Source organism: Candidatus Palauibacter sp. (assembly GCF_965213655.1).
Lineage (GTDB): Bacteria > Gemmatimonadota > Gemmatimonadetes > Palauibacterales > Palauibacteraceae > Palauibacter.
Genome location: NZ_CBDBZT010000003.1, coordinates 3,286,835 through 3,311,264, shown reverse-complemented (window position 1 = coordinate 3,311,264; position 24,430 = coordinate 3,286,835). Strand labels below are relative to the sequence as shown.

Here is a 24,430-nt window from a genome sequence, read left to right as displayed (position 1 = left end):
GGGCCGGGCGCGGGCCCGGCCGACCTTCGCATGCGAGGGGGAGAGTCGTGAAACAACTGAAGCCGATCAACCAGAAGGCCGGCCGCATCGAGGCGCAGCTCGCTCGAGAAGAGCTGGACGTGGTGGGGCTCGAGAGCCGGCCGCCGGAGGGACCGCACATTCCGCTGGGCTGCTCGCTCGTGTTCTCGCCCGGCTGGGAGGTGGACTCGAGCGGCGGGACCGCCGGGCTGTGCCAGCCGGTGGAGCGGGACTTGTTCGACTGCCACCTTGCCTGCTTCTGGCCCGCGCATGTGCCCGACCAGCTCAACCACTCGCCGGACTGGACGTCGCAGTGCGCGTCGGCGCAGAAGGACTGGCGGAAGCTGGACCTCGTCTTCCCGTGATCCGCACGGTGTTCACCATGATTCGGAGCTGCCCGGGACGGACATCGAAGGCTGTCGGTATCGCCGCCGCCGCCATCGCCTGCGCCCTGACAGGGGTTCGGACGCTGGAGGCGCAGGGGAATGGCCGCAACGCCCACTGGTACATGGGCAACTACAGCAACGAAGTGATCGTCTGGGACGAAGCCAGCGAGGAAGTCGTGGACCGGATCCCGGTCAAACGTGCGATCTCGCTCCGTGTCGACGTCTCCGAAGATCGGTCGCGGCTCTACGTGCTGGACCCCTTCTTCGAGACGATCGAGATCGTCGCGCTTCCCTCCAAGGAGTCCGTCGGCGAGTTCACGCTGAGCGAAGGCTCGACGCGTACGTGGATCCGTTCCTTCCAGGTCCACCCGGACCAGGAATGGATGGCGATGCATGTGCAGAGCCGCACCAAGCTCGCGGACCGGTACCGGATCGACGATCCGACGCTGCTTCGCTTCGACCTCACGACCTACGAGGTGACCGACACGATCCCGTGGCCGGACGGGGAGGAGCGACGAAACACCAACTTCCGCTTCTCTCCGGACGGAGACCTCCTGTACATGTTCGCGGACGATCTCGTCGTGCTCGACGCGGAGACGTTCGAGGAGGTGGACCGCTGGGAGATCTCCGAGCCCTTCGAACCAGGACTGGGCGAGATGAGGCTCCCCTTCGGGCGCAGCCCGTACCAGGAGGTGGACGGCGTATACACGGGCCTCTTCCGCATGACGGACCCGCTCCAGAACCGTCGTCTCATGGGTATCGCGACCGTGGACCTGGCGGCGCAGGACGTGGATTTCCACCCCATCGGCCCCGACGAGGGAGTGTCGTTCGTGCTTTCTCCGGATGGGACCAAGGGGTACGGACTCAAGTCCGAAATCGGACACTACGAGATGTGGAAGTTCGATCTCGAGGGCCGGCGCGTGGCCGGACGCGTCACCTTCGCGGGGCGGCCGCGGATGCTGCTGATGCCGAGCGCCGACGGCGAGAAGCTGTACGTCTACAATGCCGGGAGCACGATCGACGTCTACGATGAAGAGACGTTCGAGTTCCTGCGCACGGTCACGCTGGACGCCGACATGACGAGCGTCGTCGTGGTGCCCGATCCGGGTTGATCCCGGCAGCCGATCCTGCACTTGATGTCATGAGGTCCGGGTGATCCGGGACCCGCACCTTCGCCGAGCCCTCGCCTACGTTCGACCGTACGCGGGGGCTTTGCTTCCGGTGGTCCTCCTCTCCACCGCCGGGACCGCGCTGGGACTCGCGCTCCCCTACCTGTCGAAGGCGATGATCGACGACGCGATCCTCGGAGGGGACTTCCCCCTCCTGCTCAGGATCGTCGGGCTCTTCATCGGGATCACCATCCTCGGCTTCGGTGCGAACGTGGCGAGCGGGATGCGGTACACGCGGGTATCGGCCGGCATCCTGTTCGACATGCGGCTCGCGCTCTACCGGCACCTGCAGCGACTCTCGCCGCGCTTCTACGCGCGGACGCCGATGGGGGACATCGTCTCCCGGATCAACAACGACATCGGCGAGATCCAGCGGGTGACCGCGGACGCGGCGCTCGGCCTGTTCGGCAACGTCCTCTTCCTGATCGGGACAATGGGGATGCTGATCTATCTCGACGCGCGGCTCTTCCTCGCGGGGCTCGTCGCGCTGCCGCCGAGCCTGTGGGCGCTGGTGAGATACCGGAACCGGCTCGAGGGGCGCGTGACGCATCTGAGGGAGCGGAGCGCGGACATCGGGAGCTTCCTGATCGAGACGCTGCAGGGGGTGCGCACGGTCGTCGCGTCCAACGCCCAGGAGCGGGAGGCCGAGCGCTTCCGGCGCCACAACGACCGCTTCGTGCGCGCGCTCATGTCCATGCGCTGGTTTACATACCTGGCGGGAGGCCTGCCGGGGGTGCTGCTGCAGACGGGGACGGCCGCCGTCTTCCTGTACGGCGGCTACCGCGTCATCACGGAGGCGACGACGCTGGGGACGTTCGTCGCGTTCATGGCGTATCAGATGCGGCTCCTCTTCCCGGTGCAGGCGCTGATGGGGCTGTACGCGAACCTGGCGAGCGCGCGGGCCTCGCTGGTGCGCGTGCACGAGTTGTGGGACACCCCGCTCGATGTGGTGGAGGCGGAGGGAGCGGAGCGGCTGGAGCGGGCCGCGGGGGCGCTGGTCCTCGAGGAGGTGCGGCTCGGCTTCGGGCGGGGAGGCGAGGTGCTGGAGGGCGTGTCGCTGGAGGTGCCCGCCGGGCAGGTGGTCGCGCTCGTCGGCGCGAGCGGGAGCGGCAAGTCGACGATCGCGGATCTGCTCTCGCGCCAACTCGACCCCGATGGCGGGAGGGTGCTGCTCGACGGGCGGGACGTGCGGGCGCTGGCGCTGACGGACGTGCGCCGGAACGTGGCCGTGGTCGAACAGGATCCGTTCATCTTCCACGCCTCGATCGCGGAGAACGTGCGCTACGCGAAGCCCGATGCCACGGACCTCGAGGTCACCGGAGCCCTCGCCGCCGCCGCGCTCGATGGGCTGCTGGCGTCGCTGCCGGAGGGCGCGGACACGGTCGTGGGGGAGCGGGGCCGGCAGCTCTCCGCCGGGGAGCGGCAGCGCGTGGCGGTGGCGCGGGCCTTCCTCGCCGACCCGGCCGTGCTCGTGCTCGACGAGGCGACCGGGGCCCTCGATCCGGCCTCGGAGGCGCAGCTGCTGGAGGGCTACGCGGCCCTCATGCACGGACGGACGACGGTGCTCATCACGCACCGGCCCGAACTCGCACGACGGGCGGAGCGGGCGGTCGTGCTGCGCGACGGACGGGTCGTGCAGGACGGCCGGCCCGCGGAGCTCGACAGCCGGCCCGGCGCATTCCGCGCCCTGTTCGCGGGGTGACGGCGCCCCCGGTGGCGCCTTCGCTCGTGCGGCTGCGCTCGGGGCCGCTCCGGGGCCGGACCGGCCGGGGCGTCTCGATCGCCGTCATCGATAGCGGAGCGCATCCGGGACACCCCCACCTCGGCCTTCTCGCGGGCGGAATCGCGCTCACGTCGGACGGGAACGCACACGACGACCTGACCGACCGGCTCGGCCACGGGACCGCCGTCACGGCGGCGATCCAGGAGAAGGCGCCGGGCGCGCGCGTCCACGTCGCCCGCGTCTTTCACGACGAGCTCGCGACGAGCGCCCGTACGCTTGCGAAGGCGATCGACTGGGCCGGGGAGCGCGGCTGCCGCGTGGCCAATCTGAGCCTTGGGACACCCCGCCAGAGCCGCATCGAGGTGCTGCAGCCCGTGGTCGACCGGGCCGTGGAGCGCGGAACGCTCGTCATCGCGGCCTATTCGCACGAGGGACAGCTTCAGCTCCCGGGCAGCCTTCCCGGCGCGCTCGGCGTCTGCCTCGACTGGGACCTCTCGCGGCACGAGATCCGTATCGGGCGGCGCGTCCTGTACGCGTCCGGCTACCCGCGTCCCATCCCCGGCGTCCCGCCGACGCGCAACCTGAACGGGATCAGCTTCGCGGTGGCGAACGCGACCGGCATGGTCGCTCTCGCGCTAGAGCTCTTCCCTGAAGCACGCGGCCGGGCCGATACCCTGGCCGCGCTGGAGGCGCTGGCCGCGGCCTGACGTTTCCGCGGGCACGTCGTGCTGCGTCGTTGCCGGGACGATCCCCACAAGTAGCTTCAGGACGGTGGGAGGCGAGAGCAGTTGGCTGCGCCTCCATCTCGGTCGAAGAACAGGGAGGATGATGCTATGAAGCCCCTGTCAGGTGTGGTCGCCGTGGCGGCTCTGGCTCTCATCGTCTCCTTCGATCCGGGCATGGATGCTCCGGAGCAATCCGCGTCCGGGGAGGAAGGCGTCTTCGCCACCATCGCCCCGTTCCGGAGTCACGGTCCCGTCCACGACGCCGACAACGTCGAGGCCATGCGACCCCGCGTCATGGGCACGCACGGGGTGATCTCCTCCGGTCACTACCTGGCCACGCAGGCCGGGTACGAGGTGCTCAGGGCAGGAGGCAATGCCTTCGACGCCGGCGTGACCGCCGGGATGGCGCTCAAGGCGCTCAAGATGGATTACGCGGGATGGACGGGCGTTGCCCCGCTCATCGTGTACAGCGCCGCCGAGGGGCGCGTGATCACCCGCGTCGGGGCGGGAACCTCACCCGCGCTCGCCACCCTCGACTACTTCCTCGAGCATGGCAAGTCGCCTATCAACAACGCACTCATTCCCGCGGACGTGGACGTCTGGCTCGCCGCCCTCGACCGTTTCGGCACCCTCAGCTTCAGTGAGGCTGCCCAGCCGACGCTGCGCATCGTGGAGGCGGGCTATCACCTCTACAAGATGCAGAAATGGATGATCGAGGATCAGACGGAGGGGATCCTCGCCTTCCCCTACAATCGCGACTTCTGGTTCCCCCGCGGGGTCGGCGAACAACGTCTGGGCGACCTCATGGTGAACGCCGATTTGGGCCGGCTCATTCGCTACATGATGGAGGCCGAGCGGGAGGCGCTGTCGGCGGGAGGAAGCCGTTCCGAAGGGATCCGCGCCGCTCGGGACGCCTTCTACCGGGGCGACCCCGCGCGCGACGTGGACCGTTTCTTCCGGGAGCATGACGGCATCGTCCGGTACGAGGACATGGCAGGCTACGAGGGTCGCTGGGAGGAGCCTCTGGGGACCAGCTTCAACGGCTACGGCATCTTCACGGGCGACGGATGGAGCCAGGGGCCGCGCATCATCCTGATGCTCAACATGCTGGAGAACTACGACCTGCGGGCCCTCGGCTACAACACGCCGGAGTACATCCACCTCATCTCACAGGTGATCGACCTCGCGATGGCGGACGCCCACCGGTACGTCGGGGATCCGGACTTCGCGCCGGCACCGGAGGGACTGTACGGGAAGGCCTACGCGCGCGAGCGCATCGGGCTCATCGACGAGACGAGCGCGTTTCAGGACATGCCTCCGTGGGGCGATCCGGAACGGATGGCCGCGGTGGCGGAAGGCGCCCCCACGAGCTTCGTGGGGGCGGGAGATCGGCCCTCTGGCGGAACTCCCTCCATCGACACATTCTCCCTCAATGTCATGGACAGGGAGGGCAACATGTTTTCCCTCACCGAGAGCGACGGCCACACCTTCACGCCCATGATCCCGGGTTGGGGATTCGGGCTGGGCAACCGCATGGGGCAGTTCAACCTGGATCCCGACCTGGCCAACGTGATGGCGCCCGGCAAGCGCCCGCGCAACACCAACTCGCCCCTTCTGGTGATGAAGGATGGCCAGCCGTTCATGGGACTTTCCACCCCCGGCGGCGACCAGCAGATGCAGGCCCTCCTGCAAGTCTTTCTGAACGTGGCGGTGTGGGGAATGTCCCCTGAGCAGGCCGTCGACCAGCCCCGCTTCGGCAGTTACAACTTCCCGGCCACCGGGAGCGAAGTGAACCTCAATCCCGCCGTCCTCTACATGGAGGACCGGATCCCGGCCGAGACGGTCGAAGCGTTACGCGTTATGGGCCACGACGTGCGGGCGTGGGGCCTGTGGAACTGGCGCGCGGGCGCTCCCACGGTGACCTGGCGCGACCCGGAAACCGGGGTGATGACGGCGGCCGGTGACGTGAGGCGGGAGACAGCGTCACTCGGATTCTGACCCGCCGTAATTCAGCGAGTTACCGAGCGGTCTCCTGCGTCAGCCGGCTCCTTACTCTGGAGCGGGGCGCTACTCTGGAGCGGGGCGCTCGAAGTCGACGATGTTCTCCCACTCCTGGGCGTCCGAGCGCGCTACAACCGCCACCACGGGCTCGGTGTCGCTGAGGTTGAACACCTCGTGCGGTACGCCCGGTTCGATGAAGATGAAATCGCCCGCCTCGTTATCGAGCGCCTTCTCGAGCCGCGGCCCGAACTCGTGCCGCACGTGTCCCTGCAGGATGTAGAGCATCACCTCGAAGTCCACGTGGATGTGCGCCCTGGCGACGCCTCCGGGCGGGATCATCGCCACGTTCATGGAGAGCGCCCCGGAGCCCACGTTCTCCGCCCACATTCCCGTCTTGTATTCGATCCCGTTCCATGCCCGGTGCCGTCCGCCGCCCCGAACCGTGATGATTCCCGCGTGGCGCTCGACCACGCCGGGTACGCTTCCATTCTCCGTCATCATCGTCTCCGTCCTGTACGTCTCCGTCCTGTTCGTTTCCTCAATTTCCGAAGCTGGCGGCGATATCGGCCAGCCCCCGCTGGATCTCCGCCTCGGACTTCCACACGCCGCGTACCATGACGCCCGCGCGGTCGGCGATGTTCGCCACGTCGTCGAGCGGGTTCGAGTTCGTGAGGATGAGGTCCGCGCGCCGGCCGGCCGCCACCGTCCCGAAGGAGTCGTAGCGCTGGAAGTAGTCGCCGACGGCGCGGGTGCCGCTGACGAGGATCTCGTACGGCGACATTCCGGCCTCGTCCATGGCCGCGAGTTCGCGGTGGATGGAGAAGCCGGGGACGCTGAACATCTGCGGTGAATCCGTGCCCATGAGGATGCCCACGCCCGCTTCGTTCATCATGCCGAGGAGGCGCGTCCGGTTGCTCGCGTGCAGGCGCGCCTGCTCCACGTCCCACCCAGCCCTCCCCTGGATCGCCTGCAGACGGTTTTTCCAGCCCTCGACGTCCTGCGGGGGCCAGTAGCGCATCTCCGGGTAGGCCGCGAGGGCGTCGGGGTCGCCGAGGCCGATCACGCCCACTTCCCACAGCACCATGGTGGGGACGACCCAGGCCCTGGCGTCGATGGTGAGGGCGAACAGTTCTTCCATCCGGGCCTCGTCCATGGGGCCGCGGATGCCGCCGGCGTCCTCCATGTAGCCGTCGAGGTGGTCGAACGTCTCCTGCCCCATGAGAATCGCGTGCCGGATCCCGACATCGGCGGGGACGTGCCCCGCGAAGCGGATGCCCGCCTGTGCGGCTGTGGCGGCCATGGCGTCGTACTGGGGAACAGTGAGCCCGGGATGGATCTTCAGGTGGTCCCAGCCTTCCCGCTTCTGCGTCCACACGCGCTCGACGGCCTGGTCCGCGGAACTGATGCTGCCGCCGCTGAAGCTCGGACCCGCCAGGTAGAGCGTCGGCCCCCAGACTTCGCCGGTGTTCGTCCTCGCCTTCAACTCGAGGTCGCCGGGGAGGCCCAGCATGCCGCGCACGGTCGTCACGCCGTTCGCGGCGTAGAGGAACATCACCTGCTCCCGGAAGGTGTCGCTCGCGAAGCCGCCCGGCGTGTGTCCGTGCATCTCCGACAGTCCCGGCATCAGGTACTTCCCGGCACCGTCGATGCGCTGGGCACCGTTCGGAACGTCGACCGCGGACGACGGCCCCACGGCGACGATCCTGTCGCCGCTCACCACGACCGTCTGGCCGGCAAGGACCCGATCGGAATCCATGGGGATGACGTTCACGTCGACGAAGGCGGTGACGCGCGCTTGCGCCCCCTGCTGGCAGGCGGCCGCGAAGGGGGCCGCGGCCCACGCGGCGATGGCGAACGCCAGGGACAGCCTGTGCGATTTCATGCAACCTCCTGGAGCGCGAGGTGTCTTCTTGACGGCGATAACCGTTATTGGTATCGACATAACCTGACCGACCGGGCGCACGACTTCGACAACGTCCGCTCGACCGGACCCCTCGCGAGAGGAGCCACCGATTGCCCGCAACCAACCGTAAGCGGATCCGTCTTCGGGCCATCTTGATCGTGGCGGCCGCGTTGTGGATTCCGCAATCGCTTGCGGGAGCGCAAGCCGTGCAGGACGCGCTGGACGGAAGGGCGCTCTACGAAGCCGGGTGCGCAAGTTGCCACGGATCGGACGGGCGAGGCGCCCCGCCGGATCGGATCGCCTTCGATGACCCGCTGCCGGATCTCACCGATTGCAGCTTCGCTTCGCGCGAGCCGGACCCTGACTGGATCATCGTGTCCAAGGCCGGAGGCCCCGTGCGCGGGTTCAGCGACGTGATGCCCGCCTTCGGTGAAGCGTTCGACGACGACCAGCTGCAGTCCATCATGGACCACATCCGGACGTTCTGCACGGACCGCTCGTGGCCACGCGGCGAACTCAATCTGCCCCGCGCCCTCATCACCGAGAAGGCGTACCCGGAGGACGAGTGGGTGTGGACGACGGGCGTGAACGCCGATGGGCCCGGCGCCGTCATCAACGAACTCCTTTACGAGAAGCGGTTCGGGGCCCGCAACCAGATCGAGATCGCGCTGCCCTTCGGTTTCGCGCAGACGCGCGAGCCGCGGGCGGCCGGGAACGGCGCCTCCGCCGCGGACTGGGGGGCCGGGCTCGGCGACATCGAGATCGGCTACAAGCGCGCGCTCGTTCACAACCTGGAGACGATCTTCAGCTTCGGAACCGAGGTGAAGCTCCCGACCGGCGATGAAGCGCGTGGGCTCGGAGACGGCGAACTCAAGGTTGAGCCCTTCCTGGCCCTCGGGCAGATCGTCGGCGGCGATGGCTTTCTCCAGCTCCAGGCCGGGACGGAACTGGCGGTGGATGGACCGGAGAGAGAGGCGTTCTGGCGGGCCGTGTTCGGGCGCACGTTCACGAGCGGCGAGTTCGGGCGGGCGTGGTCGCCAATGATCGCGGTCCTGGGGAGCGCGGATCTGGAGGACACATCGCGGGCGGAGTGGGATCTGGTGCCGCAGATGCAGGTGACGCTCAACACGCGCCAGCATGTCATGCTCAACGTGGGCGTGCGACTGCCGCTCACCGATTCCGATGTCCGCAGTACGCAGTTGCTGGTTTACATCCTCTGGGATTGGTTCGATGGAGGTCTTTTCGATGGCTGGTAGACGGGGGAAGCGCGTGCTTGTCGTTTGTTCGCTCGTGGTCTGCGCAGCGAGCGCGGGCTGGAACGCGGGACCACCGGGCGCGGTGGACGGGACACGCATATCCGGGCGCATCGTGTTCGCGGAGGGGCAGGTGCGCTTAGCCGGAGAGGCACCGGAGGGCGTCCCGATCGACATGTCGGCTGACCCGTATTGTCGGGACCAGCATGACGAAGCTCTGCTGGACCGGTCCGTCCGGGTGGGGCCGGACCGTGGCGTGGCCGGCGTTCTGGTGCAAGTGCTCAACGCGCCCGCGGCGTCGGTCCCGTCCGAGGCCGAGGTCGTCCTCGACCAGACGGGGTGCATCTACACTCCGGGCGCTGTGGCCGTTCGGGTGGGACAGCCGCTCGTCATCCGTAACAGCGACGCGACCCTGCACAATGTCCGGGTGGCGCCCGCCGTCAATCCCGGATTCAACCTCGGGCAGCCCATCCGCGGGATTCAGAGCACACGCTCTTTCGAGACGCCGGAGATCGGGATTCAGGTGCGCTGCGACATCCACGGCTGGATGACCGCTTCGATCCACGTCCTGGGCCATGATTTCTTCGACATCACGGGCGAGGACGGGTCGTTCACGCTCCCGACGCTTCCACCGGGCGACTACGAGATCGAGGCGTGGCATCCCACGCTGGGGACCGTGGCGGGGCACATCTCGGTCACCGCCGATGGGGCGGCTCCGCTTACCCTCGAGTTCTCGTCCAGCTAGCAGCGCGGCTAGCAGCTAGTCCTCCCAGAACCTGCTCCACAGGCTCAGCCGCGCCTCGGCGCTCCGAGGACCGTGCATCCCTTCGAGAGTGAGCCTGAGGCTGCCCGTCTCCAGGCCGGCGGCGAGGCGGAGGGCGCGCTGGCCGGAGCCGTCCATGCCCTCGAACCTCAGGTCGAAGAGCGACTCGGACCGCAGCGACAAGCCCACCCGCCGCGCGTCACCCAGAAGGCCGCCGTAAGGCATCGCGATGAGACCGCCGACCGGCACGCCGTAGCCGACCTCGGCGTTCATGCGCCCGTGGTCGTCGAGTCCCATGGCGCGGCCCGAGGTGATACTGCTCATGTCGCGGCGCTCGAACAGCCGGGCCGCGCTGCCGTCCGCATGGCCCCACGCGGGCGCCACGCGCATCGAGAGACCGCGGCCCGAGGCGTCGGGCTGGACGCGCAGCACGGCGGACCCGCCCCATTCCTCGTAGGTCCCGTCCTCGTGCGCGAGGAGCCCGCGTGCACGGCCCTGCAACGTCAGACCGAGCGACGGAATCGTGACGCTCAGGCCGCCGCCCATCTCCATCCCGGCGCCGGTCTCCGCGTCTCCCGCGTCACGCCGCACACCCACCTCGGCGAGAGGCTGCAGCGTCGCGTTCCCGACGCGGAACCTGTGTGACCCTTCGACCAGGAAGCGCGCCCGGGTGGCGCCGCCGTCCTGCTCGCCGATGAGGGCGTCGCCGCCGGTGCTCGCCCGCGAAACCATCGCGTCCGAGGTGAGGGCGAGCGAGAAGCCGTCCTCGCCGCTGGTGCCGACCACATCGCCCCGCCAGCCGAAGGCGGCCATGGCGAGGTTGGCGTTCGGATCGGACTCGGAGCCACCGTCGAGCGAAAGGGAACCGCCCGCGTAACCGAGCATTCCCCATACCGAAAAATACTCGCTCACGGCATACCGCGCCCACGGGTACGCGCCGGTCAGGATCGTCCCGACATCGTGCTCTCGCGAGCCCGATCCGAGTACGCCGTCGGCGCGGTTATGCGAGATGACGACGCCGCCGACCCAACGCCCGCGGGCGAAGTCGAAGCCGGCCATGAAGCCGTTCATTTCGCCGTCGACGGCGGCATCGCCCTCGCCGCCGCGGAACGCCGTCCTGGCGCCACGGCCCCACGCGGACCAGTAGCCGTCGCCGCCCAGCTGCCCGGAAGCGCTGAACGAGCTCCGGCCGAAGAGCTCACGCGCGGACTTTCCGAAATTGCGGTTCGACGGATCGGTGGCCGACCACATGGCCAGTCGTTCGGAGGGCTTGGCCGTCCAATGGTTGCCGAGGCCGACGACGTCCCAGCCTCCGATCACCATACCGGTTGCCCCCGGCCCTCGGGTCATGCGCTCGCGCACGGTCTCCATGACCTGGTCCGAAGCCGTGCGGCCGACCCGCGCCAGCCACCCGGTCAGGTCGAGCGACACGACCTCATCGTTGTCCTGTACCGTCACGACCGCGGTAGAGGGTGTCCCGATTTCGTACCCCGGTCCGGCAAGGACCTCCGCGGTGACCGCCCCGGCCACGACACCTTCGTCCACATCGTCGTCCCGGGTCTCCACGGCCAGGACGGCGCTGTCCTGCCCGGCCTCTATCGTCACGGAGGGACTCGGCGTGCCGGCGAGGATGTCGTTGGTCCCGGCCACATGGACGATCGCGGTGATCGCGCTCTCCGGGCTCGGCTCGGCTCGAACGGTGAAGCGCGCCGGTTCGCCCTCGGTGACCGTAGCCGTGAGCGCCGTGATCGTCACCACCGGGGTGACTGGTGCCGGCCGGACCTCATCCGTCGGCGCGCTCATGAGGCTCTCGTCGTTGCCGGCGTCGTCCTCGAAGTCCACCCGCACCTTGAGCCGGCTCCCGACGTCCTCCTCTCGCACGACGTAGGTCCGCTCCGTGGCGCCTGCGATCTCGGCCTCCGAATCGCCCGAGACGAGGAGCCACTGGTACCGCCACGCGACCTGCGTCAGGCCGTCGGCGTCGCTGATCCCATCCGTATGCGCCGTGAGGGTTTCGTCGACCTGCGGAATGCCCGTGATCGTCGGGGCCCCTTCCGCCGGCGAGTTGTCGTTGTCGGTGACCCTGACGGTCAGCGTCCCACCCGAGATTCGATCGTCTTCACTCACCTCGGCGGTGAACACCACGAGGCGATCGCCCGCCGGTTCCTCATCATCGTCCGTGTCGAAGCTGAAGGTGGCCACCGACTCGCACGCCGGGATCATCACGGCCGTCGGAACCGTGGACGACACCGCGCCGCCGCCGTCTTCGACCAGGATCGACGGCATGAGGTCGAAGGGGATGACGCACCCGGCACCCGTCGGCTCCACGAGGACGGACACCGTCACCGAGCTTCCTTCCTCGACGGTCGGGGTCTCGGTAACGAGCGCGATCGTGGCCCGATCGTCGTCGAGAATCTCAAGGGCTCCGGAGGCGACCTCACTCCTGTCCACGCTGGCGCGCACCGTCACGGACTCCGAGTCCTCGAGGCGGGCGTCGTCGAGGATCGTCATTTCGCCCGTCGTCTCGGTGGCGCCCGCCGCGAGGGTGATCGTGGTGGTCTCGAGCTGCCAGTCGGATCCGCTCTCGGCGGAGCCTTCACCGGAAAGCGTGACGACCAGCGGCTCGGACGGGGCCTGGCCGCGCGTCGCGACGATCTCCACCGTCCCGACGGCTTCCGCAACGGAGTTCACGGTGGAGCCGTTCGAGCGGAACTCCAGCGTCCAGGCGCCCTCGTCGTCCACCTCAATCGCATTGACAGCCGCAGTGACGCCGTCGTAGTCGCCACCGGAGGCCGTGTGCGTGATCGTCGCCGTACCGTCCTCGTCGTCATCGTCGTGGGCAGCGCTCAGTGTCACGGTTTGCGGGACATACCAGTCGTCGACCGTGAACGTCAGCGTCTCGCCTCCGCTCACCGTGATGTCCTCGTCGCCGGTCCGCGCGGCCGTCACCGTCACGGTGGACGTCGGCTTCGATTCCAGGACCAGGGTGTACGTCGCCGTCTCACCCTCCGGTACCAGCACGGTCCGCGGGCTGGGGAAGAGGCCACGCCGGTCGTCGTCCACGATCGTGAGCGTGGCGCCGTCGACCGTCAGTCCCGTCGCCGAACCCGACACGGTGACCGACTCGTCGCCTTCCGCGTAGTCGTCGTCCGTCGGTTCGATGCTGAATGTTCCGCTCCCGCTCGTGATCCCGGCCGCGATCTCGAACGTGAAGTCGGCCACCTCGCCGTAGTCGACCCCTTCTTCGGCGGCGTCGCCGGCCGCGCCCACGACGACCGACACGGTTGTCGCAGATTCCAGCGGCCCGCGATCGAGCGCGCCCGTCACCGTCACCGTCTTCTGACCGTCGGCCTCGCCCACTTCGGACGGGCTCAGGCTCAGGGTCACCTTCGTCGAGGCCTGCATCCTGTCCTTCTCGATGGCCCGCACGGATGCCGTGATGCCGTCGTAGTCGCCGCCGGAGGCCGTGTGCGTGATCGTCGCCGTGCCGTCTTCGTCGTCTTCGTCGTGCGCCGCGCTCAGCGTCACCGTCTGTGGCAGATCCCAGTTGTCGGCCGTGAACGTCAGCATAGCGCCTTCGCTCACCGTGATGTCCTCGTCGCCGCTCCGCGCGGCGGTCACCGTCACCGGGGCCGTGGGCTCCGACTCCAGCACGAGCGTGTAGGTCGCCGTTGCGCCTTCCGGTACCTCCACAACGCGGCGACTCGGAAGGAGTCCGCGCGCGTCGTCGTCAACGATGACCAACGTGGCGAAGTTGACTCTCACCCCGGAGCCCGTTCCGGATACGCGGACCGTCTCGCTCCGTTCGATGATGCCGTCGTTGATCGGCGTGAACGTGAACGTCGTGCTGCCGCTCGTCTGGCCTGCCGGGATTTCAAGCGTGAAGTCGTTCACGACTTCGTAGTCGGACCCCGGTGTCGCGCCGTCGCCAGCCGCGCCGATGCTGACGGTCACCGTCGTCGGCGAGTCCTGCGTCCCGTCGTCGAGGCTGCCCGTCACGGTCACCGAAGTGGGGCCGTCCCCCTCTCCTATGCGGTACGGGTTCACGCTGAGTGATACGATCGACGAGGACGACCCGCCGCCCCCGCCGCCGCCTCCTCCTCCGCCTCCGCTGCTGCCGTCGTCGTCTTCCGTCGCGGTGACCGTCGCGCTGACGTTGTTGGCGCCGTAGTCACCACCAGCTGCGCTGTGGGTGATCGTAGCCGTGCCATCGCTACCGTCTACGTCCGCCGCGGCACTCAAGGTCACCGTTTGTGGCCGGTACCAGTCGTTCGGCGTGAACGTGAGCGACGCACCCTCCGTCACCGTGATGTCCGAGTCCCCTGTGCGTCTCGCCGTCACCGTGACTGTAGTCTAGTCAAATCCAGTAACGTCCAAGGGCGTTCGGCTAAGTGTAGTATATCGTTGTTTTACAAGCGTTTATGTCACACATACTCGCTTGTTGTCCTCTCGCCACGTTCCTTGACGTCCGATCCGATCCCACATATTATGAGGTAATGAATGACGTAACCCACACGCCCGCGACGGCCCGGAGAACCAAGCCGAAGGGCCGCCACCCCCACAAGCGGCTGTCGGCTGCCTTCGTGCGTTCCGCACCTCCCGGGAGGCATTGCGACGGCAATGGACTCTACCTCTACGTTCAGCCGAGCGGTGCCCGGAGTTGGGTGCAGCGACTCGTCATTCGCGGCCGCCGCCGCGACTTCGGACTCGGCAGCGTCGCGCTCGTGTCGCTGGCCGAGGCCCGCGAGAAGGCGCGGGCCAACCGCAAGCTCGCCCGCGAGGGCGGCGATCCGCTTGCCGAGCGGCGACGGGCACGGGGCATCCCGAGCTTCGCCGAGGCAACCGGGCGCGTCCTGAAGCAGAAGCAGGCCGGATGGCGCAGCAAGCAGCACGGGAAGGACTGGCTATCGACTCTGAAACGTTATGCCTTCCCGCGCATCGGCCAGATCGCGGTCTCGGAGGTGGCCACAGCCGATGTCCTGGAGATCCTCACACCGATCTGGCACACGAAGGGATCCACGGCCCAGTCGGTGCATCAGCGCATGCGCTCGGTGTTCGAGTGGGCGGTGGCGATGGAGTACCGGACCGACAACCCCTGCGACCGGGTCCGGTCGGTGCTCGGGCCGCAGAACCGGGTCGTGAAGCACATGAAGGCGCTCCCGCATCGGGAGGTTGGATCGGCGATCAGGAAGGCGAGGACGACGGACGAGATGCCGGTGGCCCGGTTGGCCTTCGAGTTTCTGGTGCTGACGGCGGCGAGGTGGGGTGAGGTGCGTTGGGCCGAGTGGTCGGAGATCGACATGGCCGAGGCGGTGTGGACGGTGCCCGCGACGCGCATGAAGGCGAAGCGGGAGCATCGGGTGCCGCTGTGCCGCCGCGCGGTCGATATCCTCGGGGAGGCCCGGACGCTGGGAGGAGAGGGCAGCTGGTTGGTGTTCACGCGATTGAACGGAAAGCCGCTCATCGAGAAGCGGCTGCGCCAGTTGCTCCAGAGGCACCGGATCGCGGCGGTGCCGCACGGGTTTCGGTCGTCGTTCCGGGACTGGGCGGCAGAGGAAACGGATCACCCCCGAGAGGTGGTCGAGGCCGCGCTGGCGCACGTGGTCCAGAACAAGGTGGAAGCCGCATACCGTCGCACCGACCTGTTCGAGCGGAGGCGTCGGCTCATGGACGACTGGGCGGCCTATCTGGCGAACGGGAGCGCGGGCACGACGACCTAGACACCTCCGCGACAGACTCAGATGCAGGTTCCGGGTGGATGAGGGCATTTCGGGGAATCTACGGGCCGTGGCATCGCCTGAGGGCGACGATCTCGGGTCCCCGAGGGGATACGGTAGAGCAGAACGCGGCGGGCGGCAGAGAGTGCCGCCATCCCCACGGGGAACGGACTCGTCCTCATCGCCCGTGAGGCGCTCGACCAAGAGGCCGGCAGCCTGGCCCGCGACGGCCCGGCCGAAGCTGTTTCGGGCGATGCCCGGAGCGGCGTTTCTAAGGCGTCCGCAGGGGGCTGGCTCACGACCCTTAGTGGTCGTCAGCCAGCACACGCAGTGTTGAACGGGACTGTCAGATTTTCTGTGTAAATGGCCCTCGCACTCATACGGGCACTCGGCCCTCGAACACGATCGACAGGTGGTTCAGGGCGCCGGTCCAGTCCTGAACGGGCCGGGTCCAGCGCTGTGACGCCCTCTCGATCGCAAGGTACAGCACTTTCCTGACCGCCTCCGGGGTTGGGAACGCGCCGCGCTTCCTCGTCACCTTCGTGAGCTGCGCGTTCAGGGCCTCGATCGCGTTCGTCGTGTACATGACCTTGCGGATCTCGGGCGGATAATCGAAGAACGGGGTCAGGTTCGCCCAGTTCGCCCGCCACTTCCGGCTGATCATGGGGAAGCGCTCGTCCCAGCGCTGAGAAAAGGCCTCCAGCGCCGTCTCGGCCGCCTCCAGGCTCGGAGCCCTGTAGATGGCCCGCAAGTCCCTGGCGACCGCCTTGCGCTCCTTCCAGGCGACGAACCGGAGCGAGCCGCGCACCAGATGCACGATGCAGAGCTGGACCTGCGTCTTCGGGAACACCGACTCGATCGCCTCGGGAAAGCCCTTGAGGCCGTCGATCGCTGCGATCAGGATGTCCTCGACCCCCCGGTTCTTGAGTTCGGTGAGGACCGAGAGCCAGAACTTCGCCCCCTCCGCTTCGCCCACCCACAGCCCCAACAGCTCCTTGTTGCCCTCGAGCGTCAGGGCCAGGGCAAGGTAGACCGCGTGCGTCCGGACGTGGCCCCGGGAACGCACCTTCACGTGGATCGCGTCCAGATACACGATCGGGTACACCGTATCCAACGGCCGGCCCTGCCACGCCTTCACGTCCTCCAGGACCGCGTCGGTCACCGCCGAGATCAGCGACGGTGAGACCTCCACCTTGTACAGCTCCTTCAGGTGACCCTGGATCTCCCGCGTCGTCATGCCCCGCGCGTACAGCGCGATCACCTTCTCGTCGAACCCGCCCAGCCGACGCTGGCCCTTCCTGACGAACTTCGGGTCGAACGTCGAATCACGGTCCCGAGGCACCTCGATCTCGAACTCCGACGTGTCCGTCTTCACTCGCTTCCGCGTACGGCCGTTGCGCGAGTTGCCGCCGTTGCGGCCCTCTCTCGCGTGCTTCTCGTAGCCCAGGTGGTCGGTGAGCTCTCCCTCCAGCGCCCGCTCCACCACCCGCTTCGTCAGCGCCTCCAGAAGACCGCCTCCGCCCATGATCTCTTCCGGGCTGCGGCCCTCCAGCAGGCTGTCGAGAAGCTCGTCTACCTCCCGCTCCGTCGCATCCTTCTTCCTCGCCATGGTCTCCTCCCGCTTCCAGAGTCTACTCCATGGCCATTTACACAGAAATCAGCACACTCCCGTGTTGAACACCTGCGGCTGGCGAGGGGGTGGCTCCGCCCCCCCTTCGAACCCCCCTGAAATCGTTGCCGCGAAGTCGCGGCGACGAAGCTTTCCCGGCCCATAGCGCCATGATGGCTGCTTGCCGCCACGTCGCCCACATCCGCCTCTTGTTGCCGACCAGTCCTTGCAGGGACCGGGGCGCCAGCCAACCTTTGGGTGTGCCTTCCTTCACCATCATCGTGCCAAGAATGGTCATGCCCCCGCATCCGCTTCGTATCTCCACCTCCAAGGTTCTGCTCCTACTCGCGCTGACCTTGGCAGCGGCCTGCGATCAGGGGAACTCCACTCCCGGCCGGAGCGATCTCTCCACCACCTTCGATACTCTGGGCAGCGTCGTCCACGTCGCCAACACCGGCACGCCACCCGGATGGCGACTTGCCCCGGTCGTCTCGATCGGACCCAAATCGCTGACGGAACAGGTGACTCCCGACGAGTTCGGTTCGGTCAGCTCCGTCGCCCTGGGTCCCGGCCAGACCGTATTCGTTGCCGACAACACCAACCTCGAAGTCCGCGTCTTCGGTTTCGACGGGGCGCATGTGCGCACCTTTGGTCGGGAGGGCCAAGGGCCGGGTGAGTTCAGGAGCCTCTATTCCTTGGCGTGGGCCGGGGACCGGCTCGTGACCTTCGATCCCGGCCAGGGGCGCATCGGCGAGTTTTCCGTTGACGGCGAGTGGCTCGGGCAAAGAAGGACCTCGGGAGGCCTGACCGGTTCGGCTGCATTCATTCGGTTCTTCCCCGTCGGTGAGAACGAGGTCTTCCGCTTCGCGTTCGATCCTGATGACGGCGCGCAGTGGGTGGGCCTCGACAGCAGCGGCGACACAGGCGACACCGTTTCCTTCCTGTCTGTTCCAAGCGCTCTTCCTGGGCAGGTCGAGCCGATTCTCTGCACTTGGGACGGGCGGATCGGCGTCTATCCAAACACGACTGCGGCAAAACTCTTGCAGCACCCGGCCTCCGGTGGATTCGCGTATTCGGCTTGGGGCTATTTCTACCGGATTGCCCTCACGCAGGGCGAGAGCGACACCCTGCGGGTAATCGAGCGTACACTGCCGCCGGAACCCATCTCGGACGAGGAATGGGCGGCCGGAAGTGCAGAGTTCGATGAAGCCATGGAGCGGTGGCCGGACGGTTCCTGCAACCCCCGGAACTACAGCCGACCAGACCGGAAGTCGTTCATCAACGAGATCTTCGTGTCCCCCGACGGCAAGTTGTGGGTCGAGGTCATCCGCACCGCCGGCAACCGCTGGGAGTTCTTCGATCCCGAAGGCAGGCTGCTCGGCAGCGTTCCCGCCGTCCCGTACAAGGAGCGAACCGTCCCCGTTTTCCGGGGAGATCATCTCGCGACAATCCGCACAGACGAAATGGACTTGGACCACGTTGACGTGTGGCGACTCGAACGGCAGCCCGCCCGACGATAAGGCGCATGGGGACGCCCAGGAACGTAGCCCAACGGGGTCGGCCGTCCCGGCTCGTGGTCCACAATCGGCGGTCTGCGGGATCTGCGGGACTCATCGTCACGGGGTCCACGGACCTCCGATGGGGTCGATTGGATTCCCGTCCGAGAAGAGGGACAAAATGAGGTAACCGCTTGATAGCTGACTCTGTAAGTGTTTGTACGACAGCGGTTTATGAATCACATCACACCTTCACCGTGACCGCGGCCGTGGGCTCCGACTCCAGCACCAGCGTGTACGACTGCGTTCCTTCCTCCGGCACGGTGACCGACCCGGGGCTCGGGAAGAGGCCGCGGGTATCGTCGTCGACGATCCTCAGCGTGGCCGGGGTGACATCCAGCCCGGATACCACCCCCGACACGGTGATGGTCTCGTTCCCCTCGTCGACATCATCGTCGGTCGCGGTGATCGTGAACGTCCCGCTTCCCTCCGTCTGTCCACCCGGAATCTCGAAGCTGAAGCCGCCCGATGTCGTATAGTCCGTTCCCGAAACGGCGCCGTCGCCGCCGGCGCCCACGCTCACGGAGATCGTTTTCGCCGACTCCATGGCGTCCCCGTTGAGTCGGCCTGTTACGGTCACTGTCCGCTGGCCTTCCGATTCGCCGACCCCGGAGGGGCCCAAGCTCAGGGTCACGCCTGTCGAGACCGAGTGCCCCGTGTTGTTGTTGTTGTTGTTGTTCTCGCCGTCGTCGCTGGTATCACCCTCCGTCGCCGCCACGGTCGCGCTGACGTTGTTACTACCGTAGTCGCCGCCGGAGGCCGTGTGCGTGATCGTCGCGGTCCCATCGACGCTGTCCGCGTCCGCAGCCGCACTCAGTTCCACTGTTTGCGGGACGTACCAGTTGCCCGTGGTGAACTCCAGCGATGCCCCGCGGGCCACGGTGATGTCGGCATCCCCCGACCGTGATGCCGTCACCGTCACCGTTGATGTCGGCTCCGACTCAAGCACCACCGTGTAGGTCTCCGTTCCGTCCTCCGGGACCGTGACCGACCTCGGACTGGGGAAGAGGCCTCGGGTATCATCGTCGGTGATTGTCACCGTCGTCGTGCTGTTGCCGAGCGTGGCGCCCGACGATGGGCTGCTCAAGACGAGGCTGAAGGTCTCGCTCCCCTCGTCGATGTCGTCGTCGTCGATCGTGATCGTGTGCGTATCGGAGGAAGTCTGGCCGGCGGGTATCGTCAGCGTACCCGAAGAAACCTGGAAGTCGTCGCTGGCAGTCGCTGTACCTGCTTGAGCGGCGACGCCGACGGTCACGCTCTGGTTGATCGACCGGGAGAGCGAGACGCTGAAGCTGTATGTGCCGACATCCTCGTTGAGACTGAGCGTCGCGGGCGCATCTATGGTCGGGGTCGGCGCCGCGGTGTTGTTCGTCACCGGGTAGTTCGTGAGGTCGCCCGCATCGTTCTGCGCCTCGTCCTGCACCGCGCCGGTATTGGGCGCCGTGTAGCTCACGGTCACCTGGTCGCCGTACGCCGCGGGTGTGCCCAGCGTCAGCGTCACCGTGCGTCCGGCTACTTCGACGGCGGTCGGGTTCATGCCGCTTCCGCTGTTGATACTGACGCTGTAGGCGCTCGCCGGAGGGTTCGAGCCGGAGCCCAGCGTCTCGTCGTACCAGATGACAAGGGTCGAGGCATCGACCGTGGCGCTCTGCGCGTCCGGCGGGCCCACGTCGCCGCGGTTACGGGTGCCCGCCGGCACCACGACGACCGTCACGGCCGTCGTGTCTACGAGCGCGAAGTCCTCGAATACGCCACGCAGCAGGGCCGTGATCGTCCGGCCCGGCGTGTGGACGCCACCGGGTTCCGCTTCCACCTGCAGATTCCAGTTCCGGGTCGCCTGCCCACGGAAGACGTAGGCGTACAGATACCAGTCCTCGATGTCCGACCGGAGGCCCTGGACGTTGATGTCGCCCCGGATCTGCTGTTGCATCTCGCCGCGCCGCCGGATCGTGAAGTTGACCCACTGGCCAACCTCCACCGTGTCCTTGTCGGCCTCCAGCGAGATGAGGGCGTGCTCCTCCGTCGTCATCACGTCCACGATCGCTGAGAGTTCGCTATCGATCCGCTCCCAGTTCCCCTCATCGTCCTGGAAGGTGACCCGTACCTTCAGGCGGTGGCCGAGATCGCTCTCCGATACGTAGTACCAGCTTCGAGTCGCCTCGGCGATGTTGGTCTCGCCACCGCCCGTGGTCACCCGAATCCACTGGTATTCCCACTCCACGTGATCGAGTCCGTCGGCGTCCCGGATGCTGTCGGTGCTGACGTTGAGCGACGCGTTCACGCGGAGGGAGTCGGTCCAGGATCTGGTGCCATAGCCGCCGACAATCAGATGCCCCGTCGGGGGAGGATTCCGTTCCAGCGTGTTGCCGCGCACGGCGGGGGCCAGTTCCGCGCGCCGGGCAGTCTCGGGATTCGCGTTGGTGAGGACCGAAGGGGTGCCGTCGGGATTGAAGCCGCTCGCATCCGCTCGCTGGGGCGCTTCCTGCGCCGCGGCAGTGGGGGCAGTGCCCGCGGCAAGACTCGCGAACGCCAGAAGAATTGCAGCGACTTGAGAAGAGATGCGAAGCGCGCGGCCTGGCGACGTGTCCGTCCTGCGCCTGGCTTCGACTGCGTAGTCCGCGCAATCCGCGGATAGAATGGTATGTCCCGCCGTCAACCCGCCCCGAGAGGGGCCAGTTTCCGAACCCGCCATGCCCGTTTTCCGCTTCCCCATGGCGCGCCGACCATGCCACCATGGCCAGTCGCGCTTCCACCCCTCCACCCCGGTACATGCCGGTTGGGGGACCCCGCATCACCTCTGCCGGACGACGACTTCAGAGACTAATGCAGGGGAATCCTATCGCCGAAAGGTCGCCCGTTCAAGCGCTGGAACCCCTTCGGGGGCAAGAAGATCCCCGCCCAAAAAGGGGGGGGGCGACCTTCGGGCGCGCTGTCTCGTCAGCGGATCTCCACGTAGCGGGCGAGACGCTCCACCTCATCCTCGTCCACGTATTTGCCGATCTCGCGCCGGAACTGCGCCATCGACGCATAAGGACGGTATTCTTCGAACTCATGCTGCATGCGGGCCCCGACGCCCGGGATGCTGAGTATCGCCTCCTCGGTCGCCGAATTGAGGTCGATCCGCACGTACACGTACTGCGCGAGCCGCGCGAGTTCGTCATCGTCCACGTACTTTCCGATCTCCCGCTGGAACTGCGCGAGGGCGACGTAAGGTCGGTATTCCTCGAACTCGTGCAGCATGCGATTCCCGACGCCGGGGATGAGCAGGATCTCCTCGTCCGTTACGTCGTTGAGATCGATGGGGACGAACATGGCGCGGTACACGGCCTCGTGGCCGTCCGCGTCGACGTGCTCGGCCACCATGGCGTGCAGGTCGGCCATGCGCAGAAAGGGCCGCGCTTCCATGAGGGCCGCGACCGCATCCGCGTCCAGGCCCGGGACCGCCGCAAGTTGCTCCTCCGTCGCGAGGTTCGGGTTCACGAGGCCGTCTACGTTCTCCCCCACCTGAGCCCGAGTGGGAGGCACGGATAGCAAAAGGACGGCGAGACCGCCCACGACACCGATTCTGAGTCGCCATTCCATTCCATTCATTCCTTTTCCGAAGATTCGCCCCTCGCGAGAGCGGGATGGCGCAGGAGAACGAGGAAGCCGAGCAGGCCGAGCAGGGCCATGTGACCGGGCGCCAGCGCCGGCATGGCACCCATGAGTACCTTGGCGACCAGATCGAACCCGCCCACCGCGGCGTTCATCTCCCTCTCGAACTCGACATTCGACTTCAGATGCAGGTACATGCCGAGAACGCCTGCCAGCATGAAGAGCCACATCAGGAAACGGAACACCCGGCAGGCGCCAGGCGTGGCATGGATCGCCAGGACGAAACCGCCCGCCAGACCCACTCCCAGGAGCGCAATCGGCGTCCATTGCCACGGGTCCTCGAAATGCTCGAGCAGGAGCAGTTCCGCCGCGGTGCCGCCACAGCCTATCAGGAAGAGGCCGAGCGCAAGACGCCGCCACAGGGGGGACAGACGATGACGGTTGAGAGGAGTTTCGTTAGTCATGCCCAAAGCTACCGCGTAACGCCGGACGTTCGGAAGTCGCTGTCGACTCCGCATCCTGCGGACTTCCCGTCGACCTGTCGGGACAGCGCCCGGACGCCAGGCGATGGCTCGACCCGGAAGGGAGCGCGGGCCGACGCGAGCGCCCTCAATCCGTCCGGGAGGATCGCCAACGAGCTGCGGACCCGGTCCCGAATCTCCTCCAGTGCAGGATCCGGCCGCAGTCGTGCTCCGACACGCATCACCGGCTCCAGGAGAGCTTCTCCAGTCAGTCCTTCGTCTTCGAGTCCCAGGACATCGCTCGCGAGCCGACCATCGGTGCATGTCCGGAAGACCTGCTTGCGGCCGGGCCACGTCGCTTTCCCCTCCGAGCGCTTGCGGCGCGGACGGCCATCGTACTCCTGGAGCTTGTAGACACTGTCGAGCGTCGGCGCGTCCGAGGAGACGGTGAGAGCGGCCCCCACGCCGAACCCATCGATCGGCGCGTCGGCCAGCCGAGCCACTTCGTACTCGTCGAGGGAACTGCTGGCGAAGATGCGGACGCCCGGGCAGCCGCCTTCATCCAGAATCCGGCGTACTCGCCGTGCGTGGGTCGCGAGATCTCCGGAATCCAGCCGCACCGCCGTGATCTCGATGCCTTCGGCGCGGAGGCCGGGCGCGATCTCGACGACCTTCGCCGCTCCCGCCTCCGTGTCGTAGGTGTCGATGAGCAGCACCACGTTGTCGGGATGGGCGCGGGCGAAGCGAACGAAGGCATCGGCTTCGCTGTCGTGAGACTGAATGAACGAATGGGCCATGGTCCCGAAGGTGGGGATGCCCCAGCGCTGACCCGCCAGGACGGTCGCGGTGCCGTCGAAGCCGGCGATAAATGCGGCTCGGGCGGCGAGCAGGCCCGCTTCGGAACCGTGTGCTCGCCGCAGGCCGAAGTCCACGAGTTGGGCTTTGGGGGCCGCGAGCGTGAAGCGGACCGCCCTCGAGGCGATGAGAGACGAGAAATTGAGCAGCGAGATGAGGCGCGATTCGACGAGTTGCGCCTGCGGGAGCGGCGCGGTAACCCGCAGGACGGGCTCATCGGGGAAAAAAACGCTGCCCTCGGGCATGGCGTCCACATCCCCGGTGAAGCGCAGGTCGGCGAGCCAGTCGACGAAGGCGGGGGGGAAGGCGGACTGGCCGCCGAGCCATGCGAGTGCCTCGGGCTCGAAGCGCAGGCGTTCCAGGTAGTCGAGGGCGTGAGCCAGGCCGGCCGCCAGCAGGAAACTGCGATTCGGGGGCAGCCGGCGGACGAAGAACTCGAACACGGCCGTCTCGTGCATTCCGTGCTCCCAGTACGCCTTCAGCATGGTGAGCTGATAGAGATCCGTGAGCAGGGCGCTCTGTCCCGGATCGCGACTCGAAGCGGCACTCTTTGTTGGCACGAATCCCTATCCTCCGTCGAGGACGACTCTTGACGCAGGCCCCTCGATGGAAACGGCCCCGCGCTACCATGCGTTGCAGTGGCGTGCGAAATCATGTTACAAGTGGCCGCCGACGTGCCCCGGAAACGCCTTATGTG

General features: G+C 67.3%; 17 protein-coding genes. 9 read left to right on the top strand and 8 right to left on the bottom strand.

The annotated features are described in order from the left end of the window. Window positions 1-47: 47 nt before the first annotated feature. The 5 genes from qhpC (at window position 48) to ACOOGH_RS16740 (ending at window position 6,019) form a co-directional block, all read left to right on the top strand. Entirely contained in the window at window positions 48-383 is a 336-nt protein-coding gene (qhpC, locus tag ACOOGH_RS16760; RefSeq protein ID WP_420449994.1) for a quinohemoprotein amine dehydrogenase subunit gamma, read from the top strand. A gap of 17 nt (window positions 384-400) precedes the next feature. After that, window positions 401-1,516 (top strand): hypothetical protein, encoded by a 1,116-nt coding sequence (locus tag ACOOGH_RS16755; protein WP_420449993.1) that lies wholly within the window; start codon window positions 401-403, stop codon window positions 1,514-1,516. Between the two features lie 40 nt (window positions 1,517-1,556). Continuing rightward, the gene (locus ACOOGH_RS16750; protein WP_420449992.1) at window positions 1,557-3,275 is read left to right on the top strand and encodes an ABC transporter ATP-binding protein; all 1,719 of its coding nucleotides are present in this window, start codon (window positions 1,557-1,559) and stop codon (window positions 3,273-3,275) included. 11 nt (window positions 3,276-3,286) lie between these two features. Beyond that, window positions 3,287-4,003 (top strand): S8 family serine peptidase, encoded by a 717-nt coding sequence (locus tag ACOOGH_RS16745; protein ID WP_420449991.1) that lies wholly within the window; start codon window positions 3,287-3,289, stop codon window positions 4,001-4,003. Between the two features lie 126 nt (window positions 4,004-4,129). Beyond that, window positions 4,130-6,019 (top strand): gamma-glutamyltransferase family protein, encoded by a 1,890-nt coding sequence (locus ACOOGH_RS16740; RefSeq protein WP_420449990.1) that lies wholly within the window; start codon window positions 4,130-4,132, stop codon window positions 6,017-6,019. Between the two features lie 69 nt (window positions 6,020-6,088). On the opposite strand, the gene ACOOGH_RS16735 is transcribed toward ACOOGH_RS16740, so the two are convergent. Continuing rightward, complete coding sequence (locus tag ACOOGH_RS16735) at window positions 6,089-6,523, bottom strand: cupin domain-containing protein (RefSeq protein WP_420449989.1); 435 nt, start codon at window positions 6,521-6,523, stop codon at window positions 6,089-6,091. A 37-nt stretch (window positions 6,524-6,560) separates the two neighbouring features. Next, window positions 6,561-7,904, bottom strand: coding sequence for an amidohydrolase family protein (locus tag ACOOGH_RS16730; RefSeq protein WP_420449988.1), 1,344 nt, complete (start codon window positions 7,902-7,904; stop codon window positions 6,561-6,563). Between the two features lie 227 nt (window positions 7,905-8,131). Here ACOOGH_RS16730 and ACOOGH_RS16725 point away from each other — a divergent pair, with 227 nt between their 5' ends. Together ACOOGH_RS16725 and ACOOGH_RS16720 are read left to right on the top strand one after the other, a co-directional pair. Further along, window positions 8,132-9,181 carry a c-type cytochrome gene (locus ACOOGH_RS16725; protein ID WP_420449987.1) on the top strand — a complete coding sequence of 350 codons (1,050 nt, stop codon included), beginning with the start codon at window positions 8,132-8,134 and terminating at the stop codon, window positions 9,179-9,181. Continuing rightward, on the top strand, window positions 9,171-9,923 hold the full coding sequence (locus ACOOGH_RS16720; protein ID WP_420449986.1) for a hypothetical protein: 753 nt from the start codon (window positions 9,171-9,173) through the stop codon (window positions 9,921-9,923). The genes ACOOGH_RS16725 and ACOOGH_RS16720 overlap by 11 nt, the downstream gene beginning before the upstream one ends. A 15-nt stretch (window positions 9,924-9,938) precedes the next feature. Here ACOOGH_RS16720 and ACOOGH_RS16715 read toward each other — a convergent pair whose 3' ends face one another. Next, on the bottom strand, window positions 9,939-14,282 hold the full coding sequence (locus ACOOGH_RS16715) for a Calx-beta domain-containing protein (protein ID WP_420449985.1): 4,344 nt from the start codon (window positions 14,280-14,282) through the stop codon (window positions 9,939-9,941). A gap of 155 nt (window positions 14,283-14,437) precedes the next feature. Here ACOOGH_RS16715 and ACOOGH_RS16710 point away from each other — a divergent pair, with 155 nt between their 5' ends. Then, the gene (locus ACOOGH_RS16710; protein ID WP_420449984.1) at window positions 14,438-15,661 is read left to right on the top strand and encodes a tyrosine-type recombinase/integrase; all 1,224 of its coding nucleotides are present in this window, start codon (window positions 14,438-14,440) and stop codon (window positions 15,659-15,661) included. Window positions 15,662-16,034: 373 nt separating this feature from the next. On the opposite strand, the gene ACOOGH_RS16705 is transcribed toward ACOOGH_RS16710, so the two are convergent. Continuing rightward, a complete protein-coding gene (locus tag ACOOGH_RS16705) occupies window positions 16,035-17,267 on the bottom strand; it encodes an IS256 family transposase (protein WP_420438216.1) in 1,233 nt (410 codons plus the stop codon). Between the two features lie 296 nt (window positions 17,268-17,563). Between ACOOGH_RS16705 and ACOOGH_RS16700 the strand changes: the two genes are divergently transcribed. Next, window positions 17,564-18,787, top strand: a complete 1,224-nt coding sequence (locus ACOOGH_RS16700) for a 6-bladed beta-propeller (RefSeq protein WP_420449983.1) — start codon at window positions 17,564-17,566, stop codon at window positions 18,785-18,787. A gap of 220 nt (window positions 18,788-19,007) precedes the next feature. Here ACOOGH_RS16700 and ACOOGH_RS16695 read toward each other — a convergent pair whose 3' ends face one another. From ACOOGH_RS16695 to ACOOGH_RS16680, 4 genes are all read right to left on the bottom strand, one after another. After that, complete coding sequence (locus ACOOGH_RS16695) at window positions 19,008-21,515, bottom strand: Calx-beta domain-containing protein (protein WP_420449982.1); 2,508 nt, start codon at window positions 21,513-21,515, stop codon at window positions 19,008-19,010. A 245-nt stretch (window positions 21,516-21,760) separates the two neighbouring features. Next, window positions 21,761-22,405, bottom strand: coding sequence for a hypothetical protein (locus ACOOGH_RS16690; RefSeq protein ID WP_420449981.1), 645 nt, complete (start codon window positions 22,403-22,405; stop codon window positions 21,761-21,763). A 5-nt stretch (window positions 22,406-22,410) separates the two neighbouring features. Then, a complete protein-coding gene (locus ACOOGH_RS16685) occupies window positions 22,411-22,881 on the bottom strand; it encodes a hypothetical protein (protein ID WP_420449980.1) in 471 nt (156 codons plus the stop codon). Between the two features lie 8 nt (window positions 22,882-22,889). Continuing rightward, complete coding sequence (locus tag ACOOGH_RS16680) at window positions 22,890-24,293, bottom strand: nicotinate phosphoribosyltransferase (protein ID WP_420449979.1); 1,404 nt, start codon at window positions 24,291-24,293, stop codon at window positions 22,890-22,892. Window positions 24,294-24,430 lie beyond the last annotated feature (137 nt).